We start from the raw sequence: 23,998 nt of genomic DNA on the forward strand, positions 1-23,998 counted from the left end.
TTTTACAAAGCGGAAAATCCGCAGAATGCGCAGCCCAAAAACCGCAGCATCACGGGATTTAAGGATAGCAGGATTCGGAAAGTTAAGGCAAGGCCGCCCCGCAACATCCTGTTGCAAAAATCAGCCAAGCCGCAAAGTCTAGTCTGGTATGATCAGTCCGCGAGCGGAACCAGCGGCGCGTTGTCATCCGCAGAAGGCGGCAACAGCAAATCACCCGAAGGGACAGTTGTATCGCTTGCTGCAGGTGGCGTGACGCCCAAACGGTCAATCACGGAAGCACCGGAAGATTTCTGTGCAACAAGAACGGTCAACGTGATCGATGTCACAATGAATGCCGCGCCCAGAAGCCATGTAAGTTTGCCGAGCGCCGTCGCCGCAGCGCGGCCCGACACGGCACCGCCGCCCCCGCCCATTCCAAGACCGCCACCTTCGGAACGTTGCATCAACACAACGGCAATCAGCCCGAGGGCCAGCAAAAGGTGAATGATCAGGACGACGTTTTCCATGGGGCAGTGCGCTTTCGTTTTCCGTTTGCCGCTATCTAGGCATCTTTGCGCGTCGGGGCAAGGGAGGGATTGGCAGCTGACAGTCGGTTGCGCCGACCCTATCCAAACAAAGACCGCCGTTAATGACGGCGGTCTTTCTTCAAGCGGTGCTCTACCACGCCACGTTTAAGAGGGTTATCCTGGAATTGAGGTGGATCAGACTCGCTCTATGCCTATATCATACCATAAATCCGGCCAAAAATCGCATCTAAATTCTGATGGCAATTGAACAGCTTGGAGCATCAGGCATGGACATGGACCGGAGGCTGGGGCAGTCTTTGAACCATGCCCCATGATCACGCACATGATGACCCGCACGCCCTTTTGCCTTCTGACCCTGCACTGCGGGTAAAGGCCCTTGAAACCCTGCTGACACGCAAAGGTCTGGTTGATCCCGCCGCGCTGGACGAGATTATCGATACCTATGAAAACAAGATCGGACCGCGCAATGGTGCTCACGTGGTTGCCCGCGCATGGCATGATCCGGCTTTCCGAGCGGCGTTGCTGGAAGACGCTACGGCAGTTGTCTCTGACTTGGGATACTATGGACGACAGGGCGAACACATGGTCGCGGTCGAGAACACGCCTGACACCCATAATATGGTCGTCTGTACCTTGTGCAGCTGCTATCCGTGGCCTTTGCTGGGCATCCCGCCGGGCTGGTACAAATCAGATGCTTACCGTGCCCGCGTCGTGCGCGAGCCGCGAAAGGTGCTTGCTGATTTTGGCGTTGTGTTACCGGACGAGACAGCGGTGCGTGTCTGGGACAGCACTGCCGAGATCCGCTATCTGGTGATCCCGCAGCGTCCCGCGGGGACCGAGGGGATGGACGAAGACGCACTGATGGAATTTGTCAGCCGCGACAGCATGATTGGCACCGGATTGGCGGGCAAGCCATGAGCAGGGTGCACGATATGGGCGGGCGGTTCGGTGACGGAGCCGTGGTGCCGGAAGCAGAAGGCGTGATCTTTCACGCCGACTGGCACCCGCGTGCGCTGGCGTTGACATTGGCGACGGGCAGCTTTGGGAAATGGAATCTCGATATTTCGCGCCATGCGCGTGAGCGGCTGGCACCGAACGATTATGCGCGGTTCACCTACTACGAAAAATGGATCGGCGGTCTGGCGACGCTTCTGGTCGAAAACGGTGTTGTCACCCGTGACGAATTGGCAGGCAGGGTAGAACCTTCACCCAGCCCCATAGCTGAGCGGGCTTTGAAACCTGATCAGGTTGCAGACGTTTTGGCAAAGGGTGGGCCGGCGGATCGCCCATCGAACATCGCTCCCGTATTCAAAACAGGGGATCGGGTGATCGCTCGCCGTTTTGCGGAGAATGAAAAGGTAGATGGGGGCCATACGCGGTTGCCGGGATACGCTGCAGGTGCGCGGGGGCGCGTCCTGCGTCTGCACGGAAGCCATATTTTGCCCGATGCGCATGCGCATGGGTTGGGAGAGGCACCTGAGCCGCTTTATGCCGTCGTGTTTGCCGCGTCAGAGCTTTGGGCGCACCCCGAACATCCCCGCGATGAAGTGGTGATTGACATGTGGCAAAGTTATCTGCGGGCAGACAATGAAGCCTGAACCGGCGTTTGACGCACCTTGGCATGCGCAGGTGTTTGCGCTGACCGTGCATTTGAACGAGGCGGGCCACTTTGAATGGCCAGCCTGGGCGGAGCGGTTTGGCGCGACGTTGAAAAGACACGGCGTCTCACGCGAATTGAACGGAGGCGACGATTATTTCAACGCATGGCTGGAAACGCTTGAAGGGTTTCTGGCCGAGACCGGCATGGCTGAACAGGATCAGGTTGCCGCACTGCGGGATGCGTGGGAATCGGCGTATCTCAGCACGCCACACGGTGCACCGGTGAAGTTGGCGGATGTCTGACGTCGCTGTTTGCCAAGGGGAAACGCGCCCCGCCCGCCGTCGCGCTACTGATCAACGTCGTCCATATCCGCCTGGCCGGACAGCGCGCGCCGAACATGGCTCCAGCTGAGGCCTACGCCAAGGACAAAGCTGAGGGCAATCAACCCCAGCCACAGGTTAAAGCTGGCATTGTCGAGCCGTAGAACGCCGAAGTCATAAAGTACCCAGAGGCCGGCCCCGACAACTGCCAGTACAAGCAACATGCCAACAGCACCGATAGATCGCAGCGTCGCACGTAGATAGATGATGTAGCCAATGCCGAGGATGAGCGCTGTCAGCACGGCAATCGACAGGTTCGCATTACCGTAGTCCCTGACCCAGTTTACGTAATTATACTCGGTCGGGTTGAAGGTCGCCGCCAAAAGTAAAAAGGCGAATCCCCAACGCAAAATGAAACCAGTCATCGCGTCCTCCTGACGTCTATGCGGCTGTGTCGCGCAGATATTGCTTGGACGGGATGAAATGTCCATTGGGCAGCGGTATCTTGGCCCTTTCGCGTGCGTTTTGTCACAAAAGACCTTTGCGGTGCGTTTTGCAGTTTAACGGCTGACGCGCTGACGCTATGAGGGGCGCGGTAGTTTGCAAAGGAAAGTTGATCATGGCCAATGTCGTTGTTGTCGGAGCCCAGTGGGGTGACGAAGGAAAAGGCAAGATCGTGGACTGGCTGTCAGAACGCGCAGATGTGATCGCGCGCTTTCAGGGCGGCCATAACGCGGGCCACACGCTGGTCATCGACGGTGAAGTATTCAAGCTGAGCCTTCTGCCCTCCGGTATTGTGCGCGGCGGCAAGCTTTCTGTCATCGGCAACGGTGTGGTTCTTGACCCTTGGCATCTGGTCAAAGAGATCGAGGGTCTGCGCGGGCAGGGCGTTGCGATCAACCCCGAGACGCTGATGATTGCGGAAAACACACCGTTGATCCTTCCTATCCACGGAGAGCTGGACCGTGCGCGCGAGGCGCAGAATTCTGTTGCCAAGATCGGTACAACAGGACGCGGCATCGGCCCTGCCTACGAAGATAAAGTTGGTCGTCGTTCTGTGAGGGTTGCTGATCTTGCTGATGAAGCGACGCTTGAGCTACGGGTTGATCGCGCACTGGTGCACCATGATGCGCTGCGCCGTGGCCTTGGCCTTGAACCCGTCGACCGCGACGCGCTGCTGGCGCAACTGCGCGAGATAGCGCCAAGCGTGCTGGAGTATGCGGCACCCGTTTGGAAAGTGCTGAACGAGAAGCGCAAGGCGGGCAAGCGAATCCTTTTCGAAGGGGCGCAGGGCGCTCTTTTGGACATCGACTTCGGGACGTATCCTTTCGTGACTTCCTCCAACGTCATTGCAGGGCAGGCGGCAACAGGCACGGGTATCGGTCCCGGCTCCATCGATTTTGTGTTGGGTATCGTCAAAGCCTATACCACCCGTGTAGGTGAAGGCCCGTTTCCGGCAGAGCTGAACGATGCAGACGGTCAGCGGCTGGGCGAGCGGGGGCATGAATTCGGCACGGTTACCGGCCGAAAACGCCGCTGTGGCTGGTTCGACGCCGTCCTCGTGCGCCAGACTTGCGCGACGTCTGGTGTGAACGGCATTGCCTTCACCAAACTGGATGTTCTGGACGGTTTCGAGACGCTGAAAATCTGCACCGGCTATGAACTGGACGGGGAGCGGTTGGAATACCTGCCCACTGCCGCCGATCAGCAAGCGCGATGCAAACCGATTTATGAGGAAATGCCGGGCTGGTCCCAATCGACAGAGGGTGCGCGGTCTTGGGCTGATCTGCCCGCAGAGGCGATCAAATACGTGCGCCGCGTTGAAGAGTTGATTGATTGTCCCGTGGCCCTACTTTCCACCTCACCCGAGCGGGAGGACACCATTCTGGTGACGGATCCTTTCGCTGACTAAGGACGGAGCAGACATGGCATTGAGCTATAAGGCACGCAGACGGTGGTCACTGGTGATTTTGTTGATCGCCTTGCCTATCTACATTGTGGTCGCGCTGAATGTCGTGACGCTTTTTGATCGTCCCTCCATTCTGGTCGAGTTACTGATCTATGTGGGGCTTGGCGTGCTTTGGGCGATACCTTTGCGCACGATCTTTAAAGGGGTGGGGCAAGCGGATCCGGACGCCAAGGACTGATGAAGTGTTAGGACTGAGTTGCGAGAAACGTCTTTCTGATCTTTGAAAGAATGCCCCGACTTCCGATCCTCAATACGAGAAATCCCAAGCGAAACGGGCGACCCCATGTGGGGCCGCCCGTTTCGTTTTTCATATTCGTGGACTTAACCCGCGGCGCGATGGTCCGGACGGTAGCCGATGTCATCCGACACGGTGAAGCGTCCACCTTTGATCTTTTCGATTTTGCCTGCGCGCAGTAATTGTCCAAAGGACCGCAAACCGTCTTCTCGGCTGAACCCGTCTTCCACACCGGCCTGACGCACTTTGGTCATCAGCTGCGGGCGTGAGAATTGCTCCCGACCTTCGACAAACGACATATAGGCGGCAGCGGCTTCCAGTAGTTGGGGCAGTGTCGCAGCACCCATTTCCGCGGCAAAGTCGGCAAAGCTCTCTCCATCGGCGGATTGCGGCGCGGTTTCGGTCTGGGCCGAAACGCGGCGGGGGCGGACGGGGCCTGCTGTGCGTGGCTTGTCTGCGTCGACACGTTGTTCGGCAACCAGTTTCAGCGGTGCGGGGCGGTCTTCTGATGGGCGCTCTGTGCGTGCTGCTCTGCTGATCGGGCGGCGCGGGCGCACCACTTCGGCAAGGTCTTCGCGGTAGGCACCATCTGTATCCTTACCATCCGAGGAATCGCCTGCCGCGACGTCTGCTTTCTTGGCAGCGACGGCAGCACGCAGATGGGCAAAGGCATCACGGCGCGTGGCGCTTTCCGGTTCATCCATCTGGTGATCGGTTTCGGCCAGCAGACGATTTACATCCACGTCTGCGTTTTCATCGATTGAAGGCAGTGCCCGGCGCAAGGCTGAGCGGGCGCGAACCGGTGTTTTTTCCGCGGTTGGTTGATCGTCTGCGTCGTGGTCTTCTTCCACACCAGCCGAGATATCTTCTTCCAACTCAGCTAATTCGCGTGCCAGCTCCGCTTCGTCCTCTGGGGACAGCGCTGTCTGCGCCTTGTTGCGGGCAGGAGCGATATCGTTCAGACCACGAGGTGTGTCGGCCTTCGGCGCATCAGCTTGTGCTGTGTCGTCCTCATCGCCGTACTCTTCCAGATCACCCTTTTCGATTGCCGCTTCAAGGTCGGCACGCTTTACCTTGATAACACGGGCGCGTGGTGCGGGCTTCTCTTCTGGCTGGGCGCTGTCTTCTTCGGCCTTAGGCGTTGAGGTCGGCGCATGTGACACAGTTCTGACGGTCACACGTGGGGTTTTACGCAAGGGCACTGGTGCCGCTTCGGGGGCCGCATCAAGTGTCTCTACGTTTTCATCGAAAAGATTGCTGATGCTGTCTTCTACACTCGGCTCATCGGCTGAAGTAGGCTCCTTTGCAGTAAGTTCAGCGCTCGGCGCCTCAACCGAAGGGGGGGCCGGAGCTTCAGTATCTGCCGCGAGGCGGTCAAGGATCGCGGTGACGTCATCGTCGTCGCCCGAGATAGTTGGCCCAGCCGCTTCAGACCCTTCGTCATCTGCAATGTCGACAGAGCTGAATTCGGCTTCTTCTGCCGCATCATCGGCTTCCAGCGCGTCCTCGATATCGGTACGTGCATCGGCGATCACATCGGATGCTTTATCCTGTGCTGCCTCTGCATGCTCATCTTCAAGGTAATCGTCATCGTCTTCGGCTTCTTCATGCTGGGCAACAACAGCGCGGATACGCTGAAGCTTGGCTGCAATCGAATTCGGGTCCAGCTCTTCTGCCGGTTTAGCCGCCGCTGAAAGGGGCTCGGCTGTCACGTCTTGCGTGTCTTCGAAACCGGTGTCTTCAGGCTCAACCGCGGAAGGGCTATCTGCAAAGAACGCTTCGACATCCGCATCAGGTTGGCCCGGAACGATATCGTTTTCGTCTTCAACAGCCTCGACCGAGATCACGCCATCCACGTCAGTTTCGGGTTCTGCCGCTTCAGCGGCTTCTTCGCTTTCGCGAACAAGCGCGGACAGGTCATCAAGCTTCGCTTCAGCCGTTTGGTCGACATCGGAAACATCAATCGACACATTTGCATCCGTGTCTTCAACATCATCCAAGGCTTCAGGTTCAACGCTGGTCAGCGTTTCTTCGATAACCTCTTCTTCGGGAGCATCCTCAATCACCAGATCGTTTTCAGTCAGACCGGCCAAACCTATTTCGATAGGTGCGGTGGCGACTTCCAATTCAGCAGTCTCTGGCGCTTCTTCTTTGGGCGCTTCGGCTTCGGCTGCTTCGACGGCCACATCTGCAACCGTGGTCGCGACCGCGCCGGCGGCGAGCGCTGCCGCGGCGGGGGCGGCAGTAACGGAAGGTGCAATCGTTTCGGTCTTGTCTTCAAGGGCGCTCAGGACAATCTTGCCGTCCTGCTCTCGGGCCTGCACCTTGCGCGACACTTCCTTTTGCGCAATGCGGGCGAGCATCTCTGCATCCGGTTGCGGCGGTTCGGCACCGAAGTAGCGGTCATCGGCGGCCAGATCACGGAAATATTCCGCGATGGCTTTCATGGTGCCGAATGAATCGTCAAAGCCTTCCAGTGTGCACGAGAATGTGCCGTAGGAGACCGTTAGAATTTTATTATTACTCATCATCGGATGCTCGTCCTCTGCGGTTTTGCAAGCTACCGTTTACCACGATATCCAAGACCAAAGCGGCCCGAATCTGTGCCTCGCACCGTATCATTTCATGTCGAGAATGTGACCAGATTCCTAAAATGGCGATAATTGACAATGTTTAGACCTATTCTTCACAGTTTAGAACCAGTCACGCTGGTGGGTGGAGGTCAGGCTACGCCGGAAGACCTGCACAAAGCTTTAACACTTGCGCCGCTCTGTGTCGCGGCTGATGGCGGCGCAGAGCTTGCTGTGCGCGCGGGCGTCGATGTGACTGCACTAATTGGCGATTTCGATTCTGTTTCGGCCGATACCCTCGCCAAGATCCCTGCGGCGCGGCAGCACCGGATCATAGAGCAGGAAAGCACGGATTTCGAAAAGGCGCTTACCCGTATAGATGCACCGCTTGTGATTGGTGTGGGGTTTCTGGGGGCACGGCTTGACCACCAGTTGGCGGCCCTGCATGTCCTCGCAACCGTGCCGGAGCGGCCCTGTATCTTGCTGGGCGAAGAAGAGATTGCCTGCCTTGCTCCGCCATTTTTGAACCTCCCCACGCAGGAAGGTGACACCGTATCCCTATTCCCGTTTGCAGACGTGCAAGGGCGCAGCGCGGGTTTGCAGTGGGCTATTGAGGGTCTGGGTTTAGGTCCGACCACAAAGATCGGTACGTCCAACCGCGCCGCAGGCCCTTTGACACTTGAAATGGAAAAAGTTGGTATGCTGCTGATTTTGCCGCGCAGGCTTATGCCGGCGTTGGTTGAGGCGCTGATGTCGCCAGCAGCTGCGCGGTGGCCCGCTCCCGCAAGATAATATAAAGGCCGGATGCGATGGTGATTGCGATACCAACGCTGGCAAGCCCATTGGGAAAGTCCTGAAAAATCAACAGGCCCAGCACGGTCGCAAATGGAATTTCAAGATATTGCATCGGGGCAAGTGTGGCCGATGGCGCATAGCGCAAGGACCATGTCATGAGCAAATGCGCCATCGTACCGATGATCCCGAGACCCAGCAGATACGTCCACTGAATGCCGACAGGTAAAGTCACCTCAAGCGGTGCGAATTCGAGCAGACTGCCGAAAATCAGGAGCGGCAGGATGATGGCGACAGCGATGACACCGCTGACCGCCTGAAGTCCGATAGGGTCTGTTTCTTTTGCGATTTGCCGTGTGACCAGCATGAAAAAGGAAAAGTTCAGGGCCACAAAAACAGGAAGTAGCGCCGGCCAACCGACAGAGACAAAGCTGGGCTGGATCACCAGGAGCGTGCCGATGAAACCGATCACGCAAGCGGCCAACCTACGCGGGCCAACTTCTTCTTTCAGGACGTACTTACCCAGAATGAGCATGAAGAAAGGCATGACAAATGCAATTGCTACTGCATCAGCGAGCGGCAGATAGGAGAGCGCACTGAACATCGCAGCGATCCCGATGATATGGAGAATGGTGCGCAAGAAGGCGAGGCGCAGAACGCGGCCGCTCATCTGCCAGCTCCGCGCACTCAACCAGACCAGCGGCAGCAGCAAGAGCGCCTGGATACCGAACCGGATAAAGACCACTTGCGCGATCCCGACGCTGGTTCCGAGCAGTTTGGCCACTGCATCCCCCAAAGGGGCGAGAAGGCAAAAGCCAAGCATCAAAGTAATGCCGAGAAGGGGCCGATCTTGGGTCATTGCGAAACGTTAGAGGAGAATCGACCCGCCTGCAACTGGTGGTTGTTGTTGCGGCGCGGGCGCAGCTTTTGAATGTGTCATGAATTTTACGAACGCGACTTCTACGCGGCGGGACGGCTCAATTTGACCTGATTGCGGCCTCTGCCTTTGGCGGCATACAACGCGCTGTCGGCTTCTTCCAAGAGGCTGTGACCTGTCTCTTTTGGACTATTTGCCACGCCATCCTTCCCCATGCCTGCATCGGCACCGCCGATTGTCATGCCGATACTGATCGTCACATGAATTGGCTGGACGTTTCCCGGAACGATGAAGGGTGCGCCAGAAATATCATCACAGATGCGCACTGCTGCAGTTTGCGCCTGAGGCAGATCGGTGCCGGGCATGATAATCAGGAATTCTTCGCCCCCGATACGTGAAACCATATCTGTTCCGCGAAGTGCCTGACGCAGACGGTGTGCCACCTCTACCAGAACAGCGTCGCCAGAGGCATGTCCATAGGCATCATTGATCTGCTTGAAATGATCCAGATCACCAAGCATTACAGCAAATTTCCGCCCGGTGGTGCAGGCATGCTCTGAGATGCGGTCAAGATGCGGCATTGCATAGCGGCGGTTATAAAGTCCGGTAAGCGGGTCAAACACAGCGGCCTGCAAGCCGGTGCGCACTGTTGCACGCAACTGATCCCCCATACGCTTGCGCCGCAATACCGATTTGATGCGCAGCGCAAGTTCAGCCGCGTCAAATCCGTCCGTCATGAGATCATCCGCGCCCAGATCCAGGGCATGTGCCCCCAGTTCCGGGTTCACATTGCGTTGCAGAACAATAATGCCCGTGTGTCGTGCGCGCGCATTTGCCCGCAGGGCAGAGATGAGGCGCAAGTCTTCCATCGCGGCGTTATGATCTTGCGGCAAAATAAGTACGAAAACTTCCGGCACTTTTTCAAGGACGACCTCCCGCATCAGTGCAGCAGCGCAGGTGAGTGTCAGCTTGGCACGTGTCATCGGCCGCATCTGAGTGGCGTATTTCTGCAAGACGCAACGGTCGTCGTTCACCAGCACACAGTGCCCTTGTTCCTCGAACCCGCTGGCTGCTTCCGCAAGGCCTAGAGCACGGCAGGTATCATCACGCATTTGCCATTCAGCAGTAGCATTATGCGCGCGGATAAGGCTGCGCACGCGCCCCATCAACAGCGTTTCGTCCACCGGCTGACGCAGTACATCATGAACGCCAGCCTCTAACGTCGCCATCCGTCCCTCTGGCCCGACCTGACAGCCGATTGCGATCACCGGTACATGTCCGATCGGGGAGCCGAGGCTCAGTTTCTGACAAAGTTCGGTCGCACCGCCATCCGGCAGCGAAAGCGCGCAGATCACGAGGTCGGGCAGTTCGCTCTGCACCAGGTCAAGCGCCTCCTCCATTGAGGCCGCCTGAATTACATCATAATAGGCCTTCTTAAGTTTGACCTTGAGCAGAATGCGGTTTGTCGCAATAGCGTCTACAACGAGGATTTTACCCTGCATGTGCTCACCCTCCTGCCGTATCAAGATATTCACATTTCATGACGCAGTTTTTGGGCCTATTGGTTAATAAAGCGTTTCCAGCATGAATAAAAAGGGGACAGAATCCATGACCTATGCGCGAGAGAGTGCCGAAACCTTAGGATTGCAGGCCCTCGGATGGCTGGTCGGAAACGAAGACCTGTTGCCCGTTTTCATGAATGCAACGGGGGCTTCTCAGGACGATCTGCGCAGCCGCGCAGGTGATCCGGTCTTTCTTGGGGCGGTGCTGGATTTTCTGATGATGGATGATGCGTGGGTGATCCGGTTTTGTGATGATGCATCATTGCCTTACGAGCGTCTTATGGAAGCCCGTGCTGCCTTGCCCGGTGGCGAACAAATGAATTGGACCTAAGCCCAATGAGCACGATCAAAGGCGTTATCTTCGATAAAGACGGCACACTCTTCGACTTTGCCGCCACGTGGGAAGTCTGGGCAAAGTCCTTTCTTTTACGGCTGTGCGAAGGGGACCAAGTAAAGGCTGCCGAGATTGGTAGGGCCATTGGCTTCGATCTTACCGAAGAACGGTTTGCACGTGACAGTGTCGTGATCGCGGGAACCCCTGAAGAAGTTACAAAAGCGTTGCATCCATATTTCGCGCATTTAACCCACGAAGACCTCGAAGCGGTTTTGAATGAAGAAGCAGAGAACGCACCGCAGCGCGAAGCCGTACCACTTGCACCGCTTTTGGAAACCCTGCGCGGACGGGGGCTCCAGCTTGGCGTAGCCACCAATGATGCCGAACAACCGGCTCGTGCCCATCTTGATCAGGCGGGTATCACGTCCTTTTTCGATTTTATCGCGGGGTACGATTCCGGTCATGGCGGTAAACCTGCACCCGGTCAGCTTCTGGCATTTGCCGCTCAAACAGGTCTGGCTGCGTCGGAGGTCATCATGGTCGGCGACAGCACGCATGACTTGCGGGCGGGCAGGGCCGCGGGCATGGGGTGCGTCGCTGTGCTGACGGGCCTTGCCGATGCGGATGATCTGCGCCCGTTTGCGGATGTCGTGCTGCGTGATATCGGCGAGCTGCCGGAATGGCTTGCTACTGGCACCGGGCGTAAAACCTAGGGCATTGGACAAAAACGACAGATGTCGTCGTGAACGGGCAGGCTGTTCGCATCACCTTGAGGCCTTCTGACGCTATCCGGTTACAGGAGACTCCGATGGCACAAGATATTCCCAAGCGCAGAACTCGCGGCGGCGGTCGTGCCGGAGCCAAAGGACGGCGCGGCACCGCTGTGATCGAGCAAATGCCGTGGCAGCCGCCGGTTAACATTGACCGGCCCGTGGAACCGCTTGGGCCTGAAGGCGTCGAAGCCATTCATGATGGTGCCATGCGGATTCTCGAAGAGATCGGAATCGAATTCCTTAACCCCGAGGCGCTTGAGATTTTGCGCAAAGCAGGCTGCACAATCAATGGCGAGAACGTGCGGATGGGCCGCGATTTCGTGATGGAATGGGTCGGCAAAGCCCCATCCGAGTTCACCATCACGCCCCGCAATCCCGATCGCAAGATTACAATCGGTGGTAAGAACCTGTTGTTCGGCAATGTGTCCTCTCCACCGAACTACTGGGATATGGCGATTGGCAAAAAGGTCCCGGGCACACGGGAGATGTGTCAGAACCTTTTGAAGCTTACACAGTATTTTAACTGCATCCATTTCGCGGGCGGCTACCCGGTGGAGCCTGTCGATATCCACGCCTCTGTCCGCCACCTTGATGTGCTCTATGACAAGCTGACGCTGACCGATAAGGCAATGCACGCTTATTCCTTGGGCGCGGAGCGGGTCGAGGATGTGATGGAGATGGTGCGGATCGCAGGCGGATTGAGCCACGAAGAATTCGACTCCACTCCGCGTATGTACACCAACATCAACTCGACATCTCCGCTCAAGCATGACTTTCCGATGATGGATGGCTGGATGCGATTGGCGCGGCGCGGGCAGGGCTTGGTGGTCACGCCGTTCACACTGGCGGGTGCAATGGCTCCGGTGACAATGGCGGGGGCTGTCGCGCAATCACTTGCAGAAGCGCTTTGTGCTGTGGTGTTGGCGCAGATTATCCGTCCAGGCTGTCCAGTAGCGATCGGGACCTTTACCTCCAACGTGGACATGAAATCGGGAGCGCCCGCATTCGGAACACCGGAATACATGCGTGCGACACAGATGACCGGTCAGATGGCGCGGTTTTATGGTTTGCCGCTGCGGTCTTCCGGTGTTTGTGCGGCCAACGTGCCGGACGGGCAAGCGATGTGGGAAACCTCCAACTCGCTTTGGGCGGCGGTACAATCGGGAACAAACATGGTGTACCACGCGGCAGGGTGGCTGGAGGGCGGATTGATTGCGTCGCCGGAGAAATTCATCATGGATTGCGAAGTGTTACAGCAGATCCAGCGCTATATGGAGCCGGAAATCTGCGCTACAGGACCAGATGAAATTGCGCTTGATGCGATCAAATCGGTAGGCAATGCGGGCCACTTCTTTGGCATCCAGCATACACAGGACCGGTATACGACGGCCTTTTACCAGCCTTTCCTGTCGGACTGGCGCAACTATGAAGGCTGGGAGGTCGCGGGCGGCATTTGGACGCCCGAGCGGGCGCATCACATGTTCAAAGAGATCATCACCAGTTTTGAGGCGCCGGCGATGGATGCCGCCATCCGCGAGGAACTGGCAGATTTTGTTGCACGCCGAAAGTCAGAAGGGGGTGCGCCGACAGACTTCTGACGGTTATGCCTTCAATTTAATCTATTGCAGAAATTTTAACTCCTGAGCGCTAGCTTCCCTGCGGGGTAATCGGGAGATTTGGCCATGCATGGGCTGATAAATCGCAGCATACAAATGTTCATCAGCCACACCTATGGCGCGTCCAAATGGGAGGCTGTCGCGCATGCGGCCGAGCTTGATTTTACCGAATTTGAAGCAATGCTTTTGTACAAGGACAGCTATACGCCGCTTGTGCTTGATACTGCCGCGCAAGTGTTGGGTCAGAAACGCGCGGACATCATGGAGGACATCGGGACCTTTCTTGTGTCGCACCCCGGCTTCGAAGCTGTGCGCAGGCTCTTACGTTTTGGCGGAGAGGACTTTGTCGATTTCCTACATTCGTTGGACGATCTGCATGAACGTGTACGGTTGGCCTTGCCTGACCTGCGCCTCCCCAAGCTTGAGCTGCACAGTACCTCCGCTGACCATTTCGATCTAATCTGTGAGGCGGACATTGCCGGATATGCCCATGTAATGATGGGCGTTTTGCGGGTGATGGCGGATGATTACGGCGCCTTGGCCGTTCTGCAGTTTTCGGGCAGCCTCAGCGGGCGGGAACGGGTGTCTGTCACACTGGTCCAGAACGATTTTGCCGAAGGACGCAGCTTTGAGTTGGGTGCGTGCGTCGGATGAGTGCAGTGTTGGACACCAGCGCCTTAGACGTACTTTGCCCCATGCACCTGATCCTAGACAGGGCGGGCAAAATCCTGCACGCGGGGCCAACACTGCACAAGATGCGCGATGCCGCACAGCTGGTCGGGCGTGACCTGCTGGATGTTTTTGATATTAAATTTCCCCGCAGCCTCTCATCCCAGACAGACCTGCAAGGCATTGATCAGACCAAGCTTCGCTTGAAACTGCGCGATGCACCACACACATCGCTCAAAGGCATCATGCTTCCTATGGACCGTACACAGGACCGCGTGATTGTGAACCTGAGCTTCGGAATTTCGATCCTTGATGGTGTGCGCGATTTCGCTTTGACGAACGCTGATTTCGCCGCGACTGATCTTGCTATCGAAATGCTCTATCTGGTGGAGGCGAAGACCGCCGCTATGGATGCTTCTTACCGGCTCAATACCCGTCTGCAGGGGGCCAAGATCGCCGCCGAAGAGCAGGCATATACTGACACTCTGACCGGATTAAAGAACCGACGGGCCTTGGATACGGTGCTTACACGGTTGCTAGAAAGACATGCATCTTTTGCGGTGATGCAGATTGATCTGGACTACTTCAAAGCGGTCAATGACACGCTGGGCCATGCCGCTGGCGATCATGTGTTGCAGAATGTCGCCCGGATTATGGTGGATGAAACCCGTGGCCTTGACCTTGTCGCGCGTGTGGGTGGCGACGAATTCACCGTGGTTCTGCCGGAAGTTTCCAGCGACGAAGTGCTGCGCCGAGTGGGTAACCGGATCATACAGCGGCTGGAAGAACCCATGCCCTTTCAAGGCACCGATTGCCGCATATCTGCCAGCATCGGCACTGTCTGGATCCAGCCGGGCGAGACCGCGACAATGGAAGATCTGTTGGCAGATGCGGATGTAGCACTTTACGCCTCCAAGAACGCGGGTCGCGCCAAGCAGACACTCTACCATCCGGAGTTGCGAGAAGCGGCCAACGCCGTCAGCGCGCCCGCACAAAATGACAGACGCCATCCCTGAGAAATCATCAAGACTATATTGTATACATATTGTATAGAATCAGCTATTCGTTTGAAAGGTTTCCTTTTCAAATGAGGGTGATGTGGCGACAGCTGGCAAAACGATCAAAGCGGAGCTGCTGAAGCATCTGCGACACGCGATCCTGACACAGGCATTGGCACCGGGGGCTGATCTGGATGAGGCGTCCCTGTCAGAGCAGTGGGAGCTGTCGCGTACACCATTGCGGGATGTCTTGCGCCAACTTGCGGGCGAGGGCTACGTCGAGATCCGCGAAAATCGCGGCGCGCGCGTGACCGAGATGACCCATCGCAGCTTGCATGACTTCTTTATGGCCGCACCAATGATCTATGGGGCGATCCTCCGACTTGCAGCGCACAACGCCACGCCCACCCAGATCGAGGTGCTGAAATCCGCCCAACTGACGTTCAAGACCGCTTTGCGGGGCGGCGATATCGCGGCCCGTGCTTTAGCCAATAATCGTTTTCACGAGATCACCGGCGACATGGCGGGCAACACCTATCTGATGCCGAGCTTTCAGCGGCTGCTGATTGACCACGCCCGCATTTCGATGACGTTCTTTCATCCGCGGGATCAGCAAAACACGCAAAACCTTGATACAGCCAGCCAACAGCACGATGCGATTATCGCCGCGATTGAGGCTGGGGATGCCGAGGCCGCTGGCGATCTCGCGGTTCAGCACTGGAACCTGTCACGCAATAACATTGAACTTTTTGTCACGCCGAAGGGGTTGGATCTTCCTCTTGGGCTGGCGATGCCCGCATGAGGACCCTATGACCCCGATCTTCAAATTTGAGGGCATTTACACGCCCATCGTCACACCGCTGGCACCTGATGGCAGTTTTAACCTCGACGCGCTTGCCGATCAGGTCGAACATCTGGTTGATGCGGGCGTGCACGGCATCATCTCAGGCGGGTCGACCGGCGAGAACTATGCCCAAAGTGTAGAAGAACGTTTGTCACTGGCACGTTTCACACACGAGCGCCTGAATGGGCGGCTGCCGCTGATCGTCGGCACAGGCACCATGCGCACGCCCGATTCCATCGCACTGGCATCAGGTGCGAAAGAGATGGGTGCCGATGCAATCCTTCTGGGTACACCGCCCTATGCGGTCCCCACGGAGCAAGAAAACGCGCTGAACGCGCTCGCGATTGATCGCGCGGCGGATTTGCCAGTGATGCTTTATAATTACCCCGGCCGCATGGGCGTAAACATGGGCGAAGAATTTCTGGACCGTGTAGGGCGAAGCCGCAATATCTGCGCGATCAAGGAAAGCTCGGGCGACATCAACCGTGTGCATCTGCTGGCGCGGGATTATCCGCATATACAGATGTCTTGCGGTATGGACGATCAGGCGTTGGAGTTCTTTGCTTGGGGCGCGCGGTCGTGGGTCTGCGCTGGCTCCAACTTTCTGCCGCGTGAGCATGTCGCGCTCTATCAGGCCTGCGCGGTGGAGGGGGACTTTGACAAAGGCCGCCGCATCATGTCGGCGATGATGCCCCTGATGCGCGTGCTGGAACAGGGCGGCAAGTTCGTCCAATGCGTCAAGCATGGCACCACTATGGCGGGCGTCGATGCAGGCGGCATGATGCCACCGCTCAAGCCACTGAACAAAGACGACAAACGCAACCTTGAACAGGTTATTCGCGTACTGAAAATCACCATCGACGACATCGTGAAGGGCTAGGATTATGGATCTGCTGACGAAAGAAGAATACGCCGCCCTTGCTGCTGATATGACGTTCGCGACCAACGCGTTTGTTGACGGTGGATACCGCCCGGCAGCGTCCGGCAAAACGTTTGCGACAGTAAACCCCGCCACGGGCGAAACGTTGACCAACGTCGCCGCCTGCGGGCCACAGGACGTGGACTTTGCCGTGGCCAAATCGCGTGAAGCATTTGAAGACGGTCGTTGGTCGCGGATGCATCCTTCAGATCGCAAGGACGTGTTGATCCGCTTTGCGAAGCTGCTGACCCGCAATTCACGCGAGTTGGCGGTGATGGAAAGCCTCGACAGTGGCAAGACGATATTTGATTGTGAGACGGTCGATGTGCCAGAGACAATCCATTGCATCAAATGGCACGCCGAAGCGATTGATAAAATGTACGATTCTATGGCGCCGTCTTCCGACGATCATATCGCCATGGTGGTACGTGAACCCATCGGTGTCGTTGGTCTGGTACTGCCGTGGAATTTTCCGTTGCTGATGCTGGCGTGGAAAATCGGGCCTGCGCTGGCGGCGGGCTGTTCTGTGATCGTGAAACCGGCTGAAGAAACCTCGCTGACGGCTTTGCGTGTGGCAGAGCTTGCTTACGAAGCCGGTGTACCGCGCGGCGTATTGAATGTGCTGCCGGGCAGTGGTGAGGAGGTGGGCGAGCCCATCGGCCGGCATATGGATATCGACATGGTCAGCTTCACGGGATCAACCGTGACTGGCAAAAGGTTTCTGGGCTATGCCGCCGAAAGCAATGCCAAGGAAGTAGTGCTTGAGATGGGCGGCAAAAACCCCTGCGTGGTGATGGACGACGCGGAAAATCTTGACCGTGTCGCCGCGCACATCGTGAACGGCGCGTTCTGGAACATGGGCGAGAATTGCTCCGCGATCAGCCGGCTAATTGTGCATAAGACTGTGAAGGCAGAGGTGATGCAGCGGATCGAAGCGCATGCGCGCGAATGGCCTTTGGGCGACCCGCTTGATCCGGAAACACGCTTGGGTGCGATGGTGTCGAAAGCGCATTTCGACAAGGTCTCCGGATATTTGAAAGACGCGCCTGATGCAGTACTCGGGGGCGGCACAAGGGACGGTGTCTTTGTCGAAGCGACAGTGCTCGAAGTCGCCGACAACAAGCATACGCTTGCGCGGGACGAGATTTTTGGCCCTGTCCTGACGGTGATTGAGGTTTCTTCGTTTGACGAGGCTATCGCAGTGGCAAACGACACGGATTACGGCCTGTGTGCCTCGCTCTTTACCGCCAACGCCAAACGCGCCATTCGCGGCGCACGGATGCTTCGGGCTGGCACGGTCACGGTCAACAGCTATGGCGAAGGCGACATTGCTACACCGTTTGGCGGATACAAACAGTCCGGTTTTGGCGGCAGGGATAATTCGATCCTTGCACACGATCAGTACACGCAGATCAAAACCATATGGATCGACCTTGCTGATGATGCGGAAGAGGCCGTGTCGTGATCCGCAAAGGTGTATGATGTACAGCGCCAAACGGATACCGCGCTTTGACAGTCCTGCAGCATGGGCGGAACTGCTGGGTGACTATCCGGCCGCTCAGCCGCTAACGGAGGGGCACAAAGCCGACGTCACAATTATCGGCGCTGGTTTTGCCGGTTTGTCTGCGGCACGGCGATTGGTTCAGTTGGACACGAGTTTGCGCGTCACGGTGCTTGATGCCTTGCGCGTGGGCGAGGGGAGCGCGGGCCGCAACTCAGGCTTTATGATCGATCTGCCACACGATCTGGCATCGGATGATTATGCAGGCGGCGGCGATGACAAGGCGCTGACGACACTAAACCGGCAGGCAATTGCCTTTGCCAAAGGCGCTGTGGCCGAATACCGGATCAATCCCGCCTATGCTGATCTTGTGGGCAAAGTGAACGGAGCGGCGACCGAGGCGGGCGACGCACATAATCAAAGCTATGCGCGGCATCTGGCGTCACTGGGCGAACCATCCGAGATGTTGGACGCTCATGCCATGTGCGAGCTGACAGGCAGTAGTTATTACCGGTCAGGGCTCTACACGCCCGGAACTCTGATGCTGCAACCCGCAGGCTACGTGCAGGGGCTCGCCGCCGGTCTGCGTCAAGCTGGCGTGCAGGTCGTCGAACACTGTGCAGTGCGCGGTTTTGAGAAGTCAGGCAGCGGTTGGCGCGTCCGCACGGCACAAGGCGACGTTCGGTCGGGTCACATCATAGTCGCGGCGAACGGGCATCTGGAAAGCTTTGGGATAGCAAAGGCCAGATTGATCCAGCTTTTTCTATTTGCATCGATAACGCCGGAATTGTCATCAGAGGAAATTGCAGCCCTTGGCGGGGCGCCCCGCTGGGGCATCACGCCTGCCGATCCAATGGGCACCACGATGCGGCGGATTGATACCGCGCAGGGTGGCAACCGGATCATCACGCGTACCTGCGCTGTGGTACGCCCAGACATGTCGGCGCGTCCAAAGGATCTTAGTCGCGCCAAGGCAGTGCAGATGAAAAAGTTTGCAGACCGCTTCCCTAACCTGGCAGGCATGGAGATGGCACAGGCTTGGGCAGGGCATTTGTGCCTAACGCTCAACGGTGTGTCCGTCGCCCGCGAAATCGAGCAGGGCGTGTTTAGCGCTTGCGTGCAAAACGGCTTGGGCACTGCACGCGGCACTCTGACGGGGATCGCGGCGGCCGAAGCGGTGATGGGGCATCCTTCGGCCATTCGCGATCATTTCGAACAAGAAGCGCAACCAAAACCCCTGCCGCCACAGCCCTTTGCCACATGGGGTGCCAATGCATATCTACGCTGGAAAGAGCGCCGCGCAGGCGCTGAATAGTAGACCGCAGGACTAATCTGCCGTATTGCGCCCTCATGAAAAGCCCCGTCCATATTCTGCGCCGTTTGTGGCAGCGCACAGCCGAGCGCGCCCGCGTTGCACGTTTCGAACGCTCGGTGCGGCATCTGCATGGACCGGTGGCCCCCGATATTCGTGAGCACGAGGTGCTGGCCATCGTACTCGTGCGCAACGGGTCCTATTATCTGGACGAATTTCTGGCGTATTATCGCGCACTTGGCGTGAAACACTTTGCCTTTATCGACAACGGTTCAACCGATGACACGATAGCACGGATCATGGCAGAGCCTGACACAATCCTTGACCAATCTCCGCTTCCCTTGGCTGAATACGAGGATCTGATCCGCGCGCACCCTGCCCAGAGGTACGGCCGAAACCGATGGTGTCTCTATATCGACATGGACGAGATGTTTGATTTCGAGGGCCGCAAACAGATCGGGATCAATGGGCTGACCCGTTATCTTGAAGCGCAAGGCGCGACTGCGATGGTTGCGCAAATGCTTGAAATGTTTCCAAAAGCCCCGCTCAATGCGGTGAGCAATTACAGCTATGCACACGCGCTTGATGCCTTTTCCTACTTTGACATCTCGACCCTGCGGCGGTTTGCGTATCACAGCCCCGAGATCGAGTTCAGCGATCTTTTGCGGAACAACACGGTGTCCGATGATCGGATACAGTTCATGTTCGGAGGGGTCCGCGGGAAGGTCTTTGGCGAAAACTGCTGCCTGACCAAACACCCGTTGATCTTCAACGGTGAAGGCGTCACTCCGGCCCCGCATCCGCATCTGTCGATGGGAGTTGTCTGTGGCGATGTGACAGGCGTGATCAAACACTACAAATTCGCAGGCGATGCTATCGCACGGGATGCGGCATCTCTTTTGTCCGGCGATCTGGCGCATGGCGAAGACGCGGCGCGTGCTGCGGTGCTCTCTGACCAACCCGATGTGTCGCTTTTCTCTCTTGATGCGCGGCGCTGGAACCGCGTTGACCTGCTGATCCGCGCCGGATTTCTGGTCGGCTCGGCTCGGTTTTCAGCCTTCATCAAAGAGTATGAGGCATGAGTATCGCTGCTGTTGTGATCGGGCGCAACGAAGGTGATCGGCTGATGGAATGTTTGGCGGCGTTAAAGGGCAAGGTCGCGCAAATCATATATGTCGATTCAGGGTCAACTGACGGGTCGGTCGCGGCTGCCCGCAATGCAGGTGCCGAGGTCGTCGAACTAGATATGGCACAACCCTTTACTGCGGCGCGTGCCCGCAACGCAGGGCTGGCAGAGCTAGACGCAGAAACCGAGTATGTCCAGCTGCTCGATGGTGACTGTGTGCTGCGCGAAGGCTGGATCGAAGCGGCCCATGCTTTTCTACACGACAACGCCAAGGTTGCAGTTGTCTGTGGCCGGCGGAGAGAGCGGGCACCTTCGGCCTCAATCTACAATGCATTGATTGATGCGGAATGGGATACCCCTATCGGGCAGACCAAAGCCTGTGGTGGTGATGCGTTGATGCGTGTGACGGCCTTGCGCGAGGTTGGTGGATACCGCGATGACCTGATAGCCGGTGAAGAGCCGGAGATGTGTGTGCGGTTGCGACAACGCGGATGGCAAGTCTGGCGGCTGGACGCCGAGATGACATGGCACGATGCGGCGATCACGCGCTTTGCGCAGTGGTGGCGGCGGTCGGTACGGGCGGGTCACGCCTTTGCGGAAGGTGCCGCACTTCACGGCTCCGCGCCAGAGCGGCACTGGGTGGTCGAAACCCGCCGCGCATTGCTCTGGGGCGCGGTGATGCCACTGGGAATTCTGCTGCTGGCATTTCTTTTCGGACCTTGGGCCTTCGCTCTTTTCTTGGTTTATCCGCTACAGGTCTGGCGCTTGACCCGCCGCGTGGGGCTGGCTTGGGCGTTCTTCACGACCATCGCAAAGTTCGCGGAAAGTTACGGGGCGCTGAAATTCTACATCACGCGCCTGCGTGGCGGCTCCACCCGCATTATTGAATACAAATAAATATCAACGCGACGCGCTACCTCTGTCGCAGCGACTGCGCGATCAATGAGGGCAGAATAGCAAAACATTTGGCATAGCGCGGTATCATCCGGGTTGGACTTTGCAACGCACGCCACAGCCATTCCAGCGCAAGCGCGCGCATGATTTTCGGGGCGCGTACCTGATGACCAGAAAGGAAGTCCAGACCCGCGCCAATAGACGCAAAGCCGACGTCAGGCGCGTGCTTGCGACCCTGCGCGGCAAAAATCTCCTGCTTTGGTGCACCCAAAGCAACAAAGCATAACCCCGCGCCAGAGGCCGCAAGAGCCTGAAAAATCTCCTTGGCCTCATTGCCCGCAGGGTCGAACCCGTAACGCGGAGAATGGGTGTAGGCGACCTGAAGACCGGGTACGGTCCGGGTCAATGCATCGGCTGCGCCCTTCAATGCCGCGTCAGAGCTTCCGACCAGCGCAATCGGTGCGTCCATTTCCGCGCAGACTTTGCAAAGGGGGATAATCAGATCAGAGCCGGGCATCAGCGCGACCGGTTTGCCTGCAAGACGGGACATCCAGACCACAGGTCGCCCATCCGCCACCACCAAATCATGCGCGCGGTAAGCGCTCAGAAAGTCAGGGTCATGCGGCAGTTTGGTCAGATGATCCAGATTGAGCGTGGCAAGGGCAAAGCCCGTACGATTTTCAAAGCGCTGGCGGACCGCCTGAAACAATGCCCTACGTGTCGGCACATTAACCTCGACCTCATGCGCAATACTGCCAAATTTCACTTGTCCACATCCACCCGACCTGTTGCCGATAGGCGGCAGTCGCGCACTGTGTCGCATGAATTACTCATTAAAATCAAATTCTTGATCCAATATTGCCCAGATCGTTTGTGACTGAGCGTGCAGTCTAGCGGGATGACAAGCACCGCGCCAAGTGCTAGTTTGTCCGCCAGTTCAAATCAACGGCAGGGCAGGCGACAAGACATACATGGGAAACGGACTTGCATACCTGATGCTGGCCATCTGGCCGTTTGTCTGCCTCGTGCTGTTTCGCACACAGAAGGTGGAGCGGGCTTTGATCTGGTCCATTCTTGGGGGATATCTGTTTCTGCCGCCGCTGACAGAGTTCAATTTGCCGCTGGTGCCAGGGATGGACAAAGTAACCATCCCGAATCTTTCAGTCCTTTTGATTATGATGTTTGCGCTCAAACAAAAGGTGCAGCTGATCCCGCAGTCGCGCCTGGCGCTTTTTCTTGGGGCGGGGCTGATCCTTTCGGCCATTCCGACCGTGCTTACCAACAGGGACCCGATCATATTCGAAGTGCTTCGCAATGCCGATCCGATCCTGTTCGTGGTCGACCGGTTGCCCGGCCAGTCGGTGCGCGACATCGGCTCGGTTCTGATCTCTCAGGTTCTGACAATCGTGCCGTTTGTGCTGGCGCGGCAGTTTCTGTCCAGTGACGAAGGGTTGCGTGAAATCCTGTTGGCCTTGATGGTTGGCGGACTGGTCTATTCAGTGCCTTCGCTCATCGAAATTCGTCTGAGCCCGCAGATGAACGTCTGGATTTACGGCTTTTTCCAGCATTCCTTCGAGCAGACCATTCGGGCAGGGGGCTATAGGCCCATTGTCTTTTTGCCTCACGGCCTGTGGCTTGCGCTGCTTGTCTGCGCGGCCCTGATGTCGGCGGCGGCATTGACCCGTGCGACAGCACCGGTTGACCGCTGGAAGGTGCTGATGTTGGCTGGCTATCTGGCGATGATGCTGGTGCTGTGCAAAAGTTTTGCGTCTTTGGCCTACGGGCTTGCGCTGACACCGCTTGTCTTGTTCGCCCCGCCCAAATGGCAGATCCGGCTGGCGGCAGCTTTTGCATTCATCGCGGTGGCCTATCCGATGCTGCGCACCTTCCAGCTTGTGCCACTGGACGCGATCCTCGCCCAAGCAGAAGCGATCAGTGTCGAGCGTGCAGAAAGTCTCGCCTACCGCTTCAACAACGAAGAGCAACTCCTTGCCCGTGCTGCAGAAAAACCGGCATTTGGCTGGGGCGGTTGGGGTCGCAGCTTGATCCGCAATCCGGAAACCGGTGAGATTATGACGATCCCGGATGGCCGCTGGATTATCATTTTCGGCACATTCGGGTGGCTGGGCTATATCTGCGAATTCGGGCTGTTGGCCTTGCCGCTTGTCCTGATGTGGTGGTCATTGCGGCAGGGGCCTGCGCTGTCGCCCTATGTTGCGCCGCTCTGCCTTATTCTGGGCGTAACGATGATCGACATGTTATTGAACGCTACATTGACCCCGTGGACATGGCTGACCGCTGGCGCAATCCTCGGACACGCGGAAAAGCGGATGCCGCGTCCCGCCAAAAGACCGCGTTTTGAGTTGCAGGGTGCCGCGATATCCGATGCGGCGCTGCCGCAAGGGAAACGCACCATCTTTTGAACTTGTAGATCGTCTGGCGCTCCATACATCCGTTCAAAGTCAAATCGGTCGTAGTATTGTTTCCAATCCCGGGAAACTCCCCGTGAAGCGGCTTGATTGTTGTGATATTCACGGCATCGAACTGGCCTGCTGCAACA

The 23,998-nt window shown here is 57.4% G+C and carries 24 protein-coding genes; 18 read left to right on the forward strand and 6 right to left on the reverse strand.

Annotation, left to right across the window (positions count from 1 at the left end; all coding sequences use genetic code 11):
* Window positions 1–152 precede the first annotated feature (152 nt).
* Window positions 153–506, reverse strand: a complete 354-nt coding sequence (gene secG, locus Z946_RS0116340) for a preprotein translocase subunit SecG (protein ID WP_025056799.1) — start codon at window positions 504–506, stop codon at window positions 153–155.
* Window positions 507–830: 324 nt separating this feature from the next.
* On the opposite strand from secG, the gene nthA reads away from it, so the two are divergent.
* The 3 genes from nthA to Z946_RS0116360 are packed head-to-tail and all read left to right on the forward strand — an operon-like array spanning window position 831 to window position 2,429.
* A complete protein-coding gene (gene nthA, locus Z946_RS0116350) occupies window positions 831–1,445 on the forward strand; it encodes a nitrile hydratase subunit alpha (protein ID WP_025056800.1) in 615 nt (204 codons plus the stop codon).
* Entirely contained in the window at window positions 1,442–2,125 is a 684-nt protein-coding gene (gene nthB / locus Z946_RS0116355; RefSeq protein ID WP_025056801.1) for a nitrile hydratase subunit beta, read from the forward strand. Before nthA ends, nthB begins: the two co-directional genes overlap by 4 nt.
* Window positions 2,115–2,429 (forward strand): nitrile hydratase accessory protein, encoded by a 315-nt coding sequence (locus Z946_RS0116360; RefSeq protein WP_037969259.1) that lies wholly within the window; start codon window positions 2,115–2,117, stop codon window positions 2,427–2,429. Before nthB ends, Z946_RS0116360 begins: the two co-directional genes overlap by 11 nt.
* A gap of 44 nt (window positions 2,430–2,473) precedes the next feature.
* Here Z946_RS0116360 and Z946_RS0116365 read toward each other — a convergent pair whose 3' ends face one another.
* Window positions 2,474–2,872, reverse strand: coding sequence for a DUF6524 family protein (locus Z946_RS0116365; protein WP_025056803.1), 399 nt, complete (start codon window positions 2,870–2,872; stop codon window positions 2,474–2,476).
* Between the two features lie 194 nt (window positions 2,873–3,066).
* On the opposite strand from Z946_RS0116365, the gene Z946_RS0116370 reads away from it, so the two are divergent.
* On the forward strand, window positions 3,067–4,359 hold the full coding sequence (locus tag Z946_RS0116370; protein ID WP_025056804.1) for an adenylosuccinate synthase: 1,293 nt from the start codon (window positions 3,067–3,069) through the stop codon (window positions 4,357–4,359).
* 13 nt (window positions 4,360–4,372) lie between these two features.
* Window positions 4,373–4,594, forward strand: a complete 222-nt coding sequence (locus Z946_RS0116375) for a DUF2842 domain-containing protein (protein ID WP_025056805.1) — start codon at window positions 4,373–4,375, stop codon at window positions 4,592–4,594.
* A 143-nt stretch (window positions 4,595–4,737) separates the two neighbouring features.
* Here Z946_RS0116375 and Z946_RS0116380 read toward each other — a convergent pair whose 3' ends face one another.
* The gene (locus tag Z946_RS0116380; protein WP_025056806.1) at window positions 4,738–7,182 is read right to left on the reverse strand and encodes a flagellar biosynthesis protein FlhF; all 2,445 of its coding nucleotides are present in this window, start codon (window positions 7,180–7,182) and stop codon (window positions 4,738–4,740) included.
* Between the two features lie 138 nt (window positions 7,183–7,320).
* Between Z946_RS0116380 and Z946_RS0116385 the strand changes: the two genes are divergently transcribed.
* Window positions 7,321–8,013: a thiamine diphosphokinase gene (locus tag Z946_RS0116385; RefSeq protein ID WP_025056807.1), complete on the forward strand. Its 693-nt coding sequence runs from the start codon at window positions 7,321–7,323 to the stop codon at window positions 8,011–8,013.
* Here Z946_RS0116385 and Z946_RS0116390 read toward each other — a convergent pair.
* Together Z946_RS0116390 and Z946_RS0116395 are read right to left on the reverse strand one after the other, a co-directional pair.
* The gene (locus tag Z946_RS0116390) at window positions 7,946–8,872 is read right to left on the reverse strand and encodes a DMT family transporter (RefSeq protein WP_025056808.1); all 927 of its coding nucleotides are present in this window, start codon (window positions 8,870–8,872) and stop codon (window positions 7,946–7,948) included. The genes Z946_RS0116385 and Z946_RS0116390 overlap by 68 nt on opposite strands.
* Before the next feature lie 101 nt (window positions 8,873–8,973).
* Entirely contained in the window at window positions 8,974–10,392 is a 1,419-nt protein-coding gene (locus Z946_RS0116395) for a diguanylate cyclase (RefSeq protein WP_025056809.1), read from the reverse strand.
* A gap of 106 nt (window positions 10,393–10,498) precedes the next feature.
* On the opposite strand from Z946_RS0116395, the gene Z946_RS0116400 reads away from it, so the two are divergent.
* The 11 genes from Z946_RS0116400 (at window position 10,499) to Z946_RS0116450 (ending at window position 21,441) form a co-directional block, all read left to right on the forward strand.
* On the forward strand, window positions 10,499–10,783 hold the full coding sequence (locus Z946_RS0116400; protein WP_025056810.1) for a DUF3572 domain-containing protein: 285 nt from the start codon (window positions 10,499–10,501) through the stop codon (window positions 10,781–10,783).
* Between the two features lie 5 nt (window positions 10,784–10,788).
* Entirely contained in the window at window positions 10,789–11,499 is a 711-nt protein-coding gene (locus Z946_RS0116405) for an HAD family hydrolase (RefSeq protein ID WP_025056811.1), read from the forward strand.
* Between the two features lie 95 nt (window positions 11,500–11,594).
* Window positions 11,595–13,157, forward strand: a complete 1,563-nt coding sequence (locus Z946_RS0116410) for a trimethylamine methyltransferase family protein (protein ID WP_025056812.1) — start codon at window positions 11,595–11,597, stop codon at window positions 13,155–13,157.
* A gap of 84 nt (window positions 13,158–13,241) precedes the next feature.
* The gene (locus tag Z946_RS0116415) at window positions 13,242–13,829 is read left to right on the forward strand and encodes a heme NO-binding domain-containing protein (protein ID WP_025056813.1); all 588 of its coding nucleotides are present in this window, start codon (window positions 13,242–13,244) and stop codon (window positions 13,827–13,829) included.
* A gap of 41 nt (window positions 13,830–13,870) precedes the next feature.
* Window positions 13,871–14,860 (forward strand): GGDEF domain-containing protein, encoded by a 990-nt coding sequence (locus tag Z946_RS0116420; RefSeq protein ID WP_052836159.1) that lies wholly within the window; start codon window positions 13,871–13,873, stop codon window positions 14,858–14,860.
* 82 nt (window positions 14,861–14,942) lie between these two features.
* Entirely contained in the window at window positions 14,943–15,644 is a 702-nt protein-coding gene (locus tag Z946_RS0116425; protein ID WP_025056815.1) for a GntR family transcriptional regulator, read from the forward strand.
* Window positions 15,645–15,651: 7 nt separating this feature from the next.
* Window positions 15,652–16,566, forward strand: a complete 915-nt coding sequence (locus Z946_RS0116430) for a dihydrodipicolinate synthase family protein (RefSeq protein ID WP_025056816.1) — start codon at window positions 15,652–15,654, stop codon at window positions 16,564–16,566.
* A 4-nt stretch (window positions 16,567–16,570) separates the two neighbouring features.
* On the forward strand, window positions 16,571–18,070 hold the full coding sequence (locus Z946_RS0116435) for an aldehyde dehydrogenase (RefSeq protein WP_081780845.1): 1,500 nt from the start codon (window positions 16,571–16,573) through the stop codon (window positions 18,068–18,070).
* 13 nt (window positions 18,071–18,083) lie between these two features.
* Complete coding sequence (locus Z946_RS0116440) at window positions 18,084–19,421, forward strand: NAD(P)/FAD-dependent oxidoreductase (RefSeq protein ID WP_025056818.1); 1,338 nt, start codon at window positions 18,084–18,086, stop codon at window positions 19,419–19,421.
* A 35-nt stretch (window positions 19,422–19,456) separates the two neighbouring features.
* Window positions 19,457–20,500 carry a glycosyltransferase family 2 protein gene (locus Z946_RS0116445; RefSeq protein WP_025056819.1) on the forward strand — a complete coding sequence of 348 codons (1,044 nt, stop codon included), beginning with the start codon at window positions 19,457–19,459 and terminating at the stop codon, window positions 20,498–20,500.
* The gene (locus tag Z946_RS0116450; RefSeq protein ID WP_025056820.1) at window positions 20,497–21,441 is read left to right on the forward strand and encodes a glycosyltransferase family 2 protein; all 945 of its coding nucleotides are present in this window, start codon (window positions 20,497–20,499) and stop codon (window positions 21,439–21,441) included. Before Z946_RS0116445 ends, Z946_RS0116450 begins: the two co-directional genes overlap by 4 nt.
* 16 nt (window positions 21,442–21,457) lie before the next feature.
* Here Z946_RS0116450 and Z946_RS0116455 read toward each other — a convergent pair whose 3' ends face one another.
* The gene (locus Z946_RS0116455; RefSeq protein ID WP_025056821.1) at window positions 21,458–22,204 is read right to left on the reverse strand and encodes a WecB/TagA/CpsF family glycosyltransferase; all 747 of its coding nucleotides are present in this window, start codon (window positions 22,202–22,204) and stop codon (window positions 21,458–21,460) included.
* A gap of 205 nt (window positions 22,205–22,409) precedes the next feature.
* Between Z946_RS0116455 and Z946_RS0116460 the strand changes: the two genes are divergently transcribed.
* Window positions 22,410–23,861: a membrane protein gene (locus tag Z946_RS0116460; RefSeq protein ID WP_025056822.1), complete on the forward strand. Its 1,452-nt coding sequence runs from the start codon at window positions 22,410–22,412 to the stop codon at window positions 23,859–23,861.
* The last annotated feature ends 137 nt before the right edge of the window (window positions 23,862–23,998 follow it).

The sequence above is a fragment of the Sulfitobacter noctilucicola genome (assembly GCF_000622385.1).
GTDB classification, from domain to species: Bacteria; Pseudomonadota; Alphaproteobacteria; order Rhodobacterales; family Rhodobacteraceae; genus Sulfitobacter; species Sulfitobacter noctilucicola.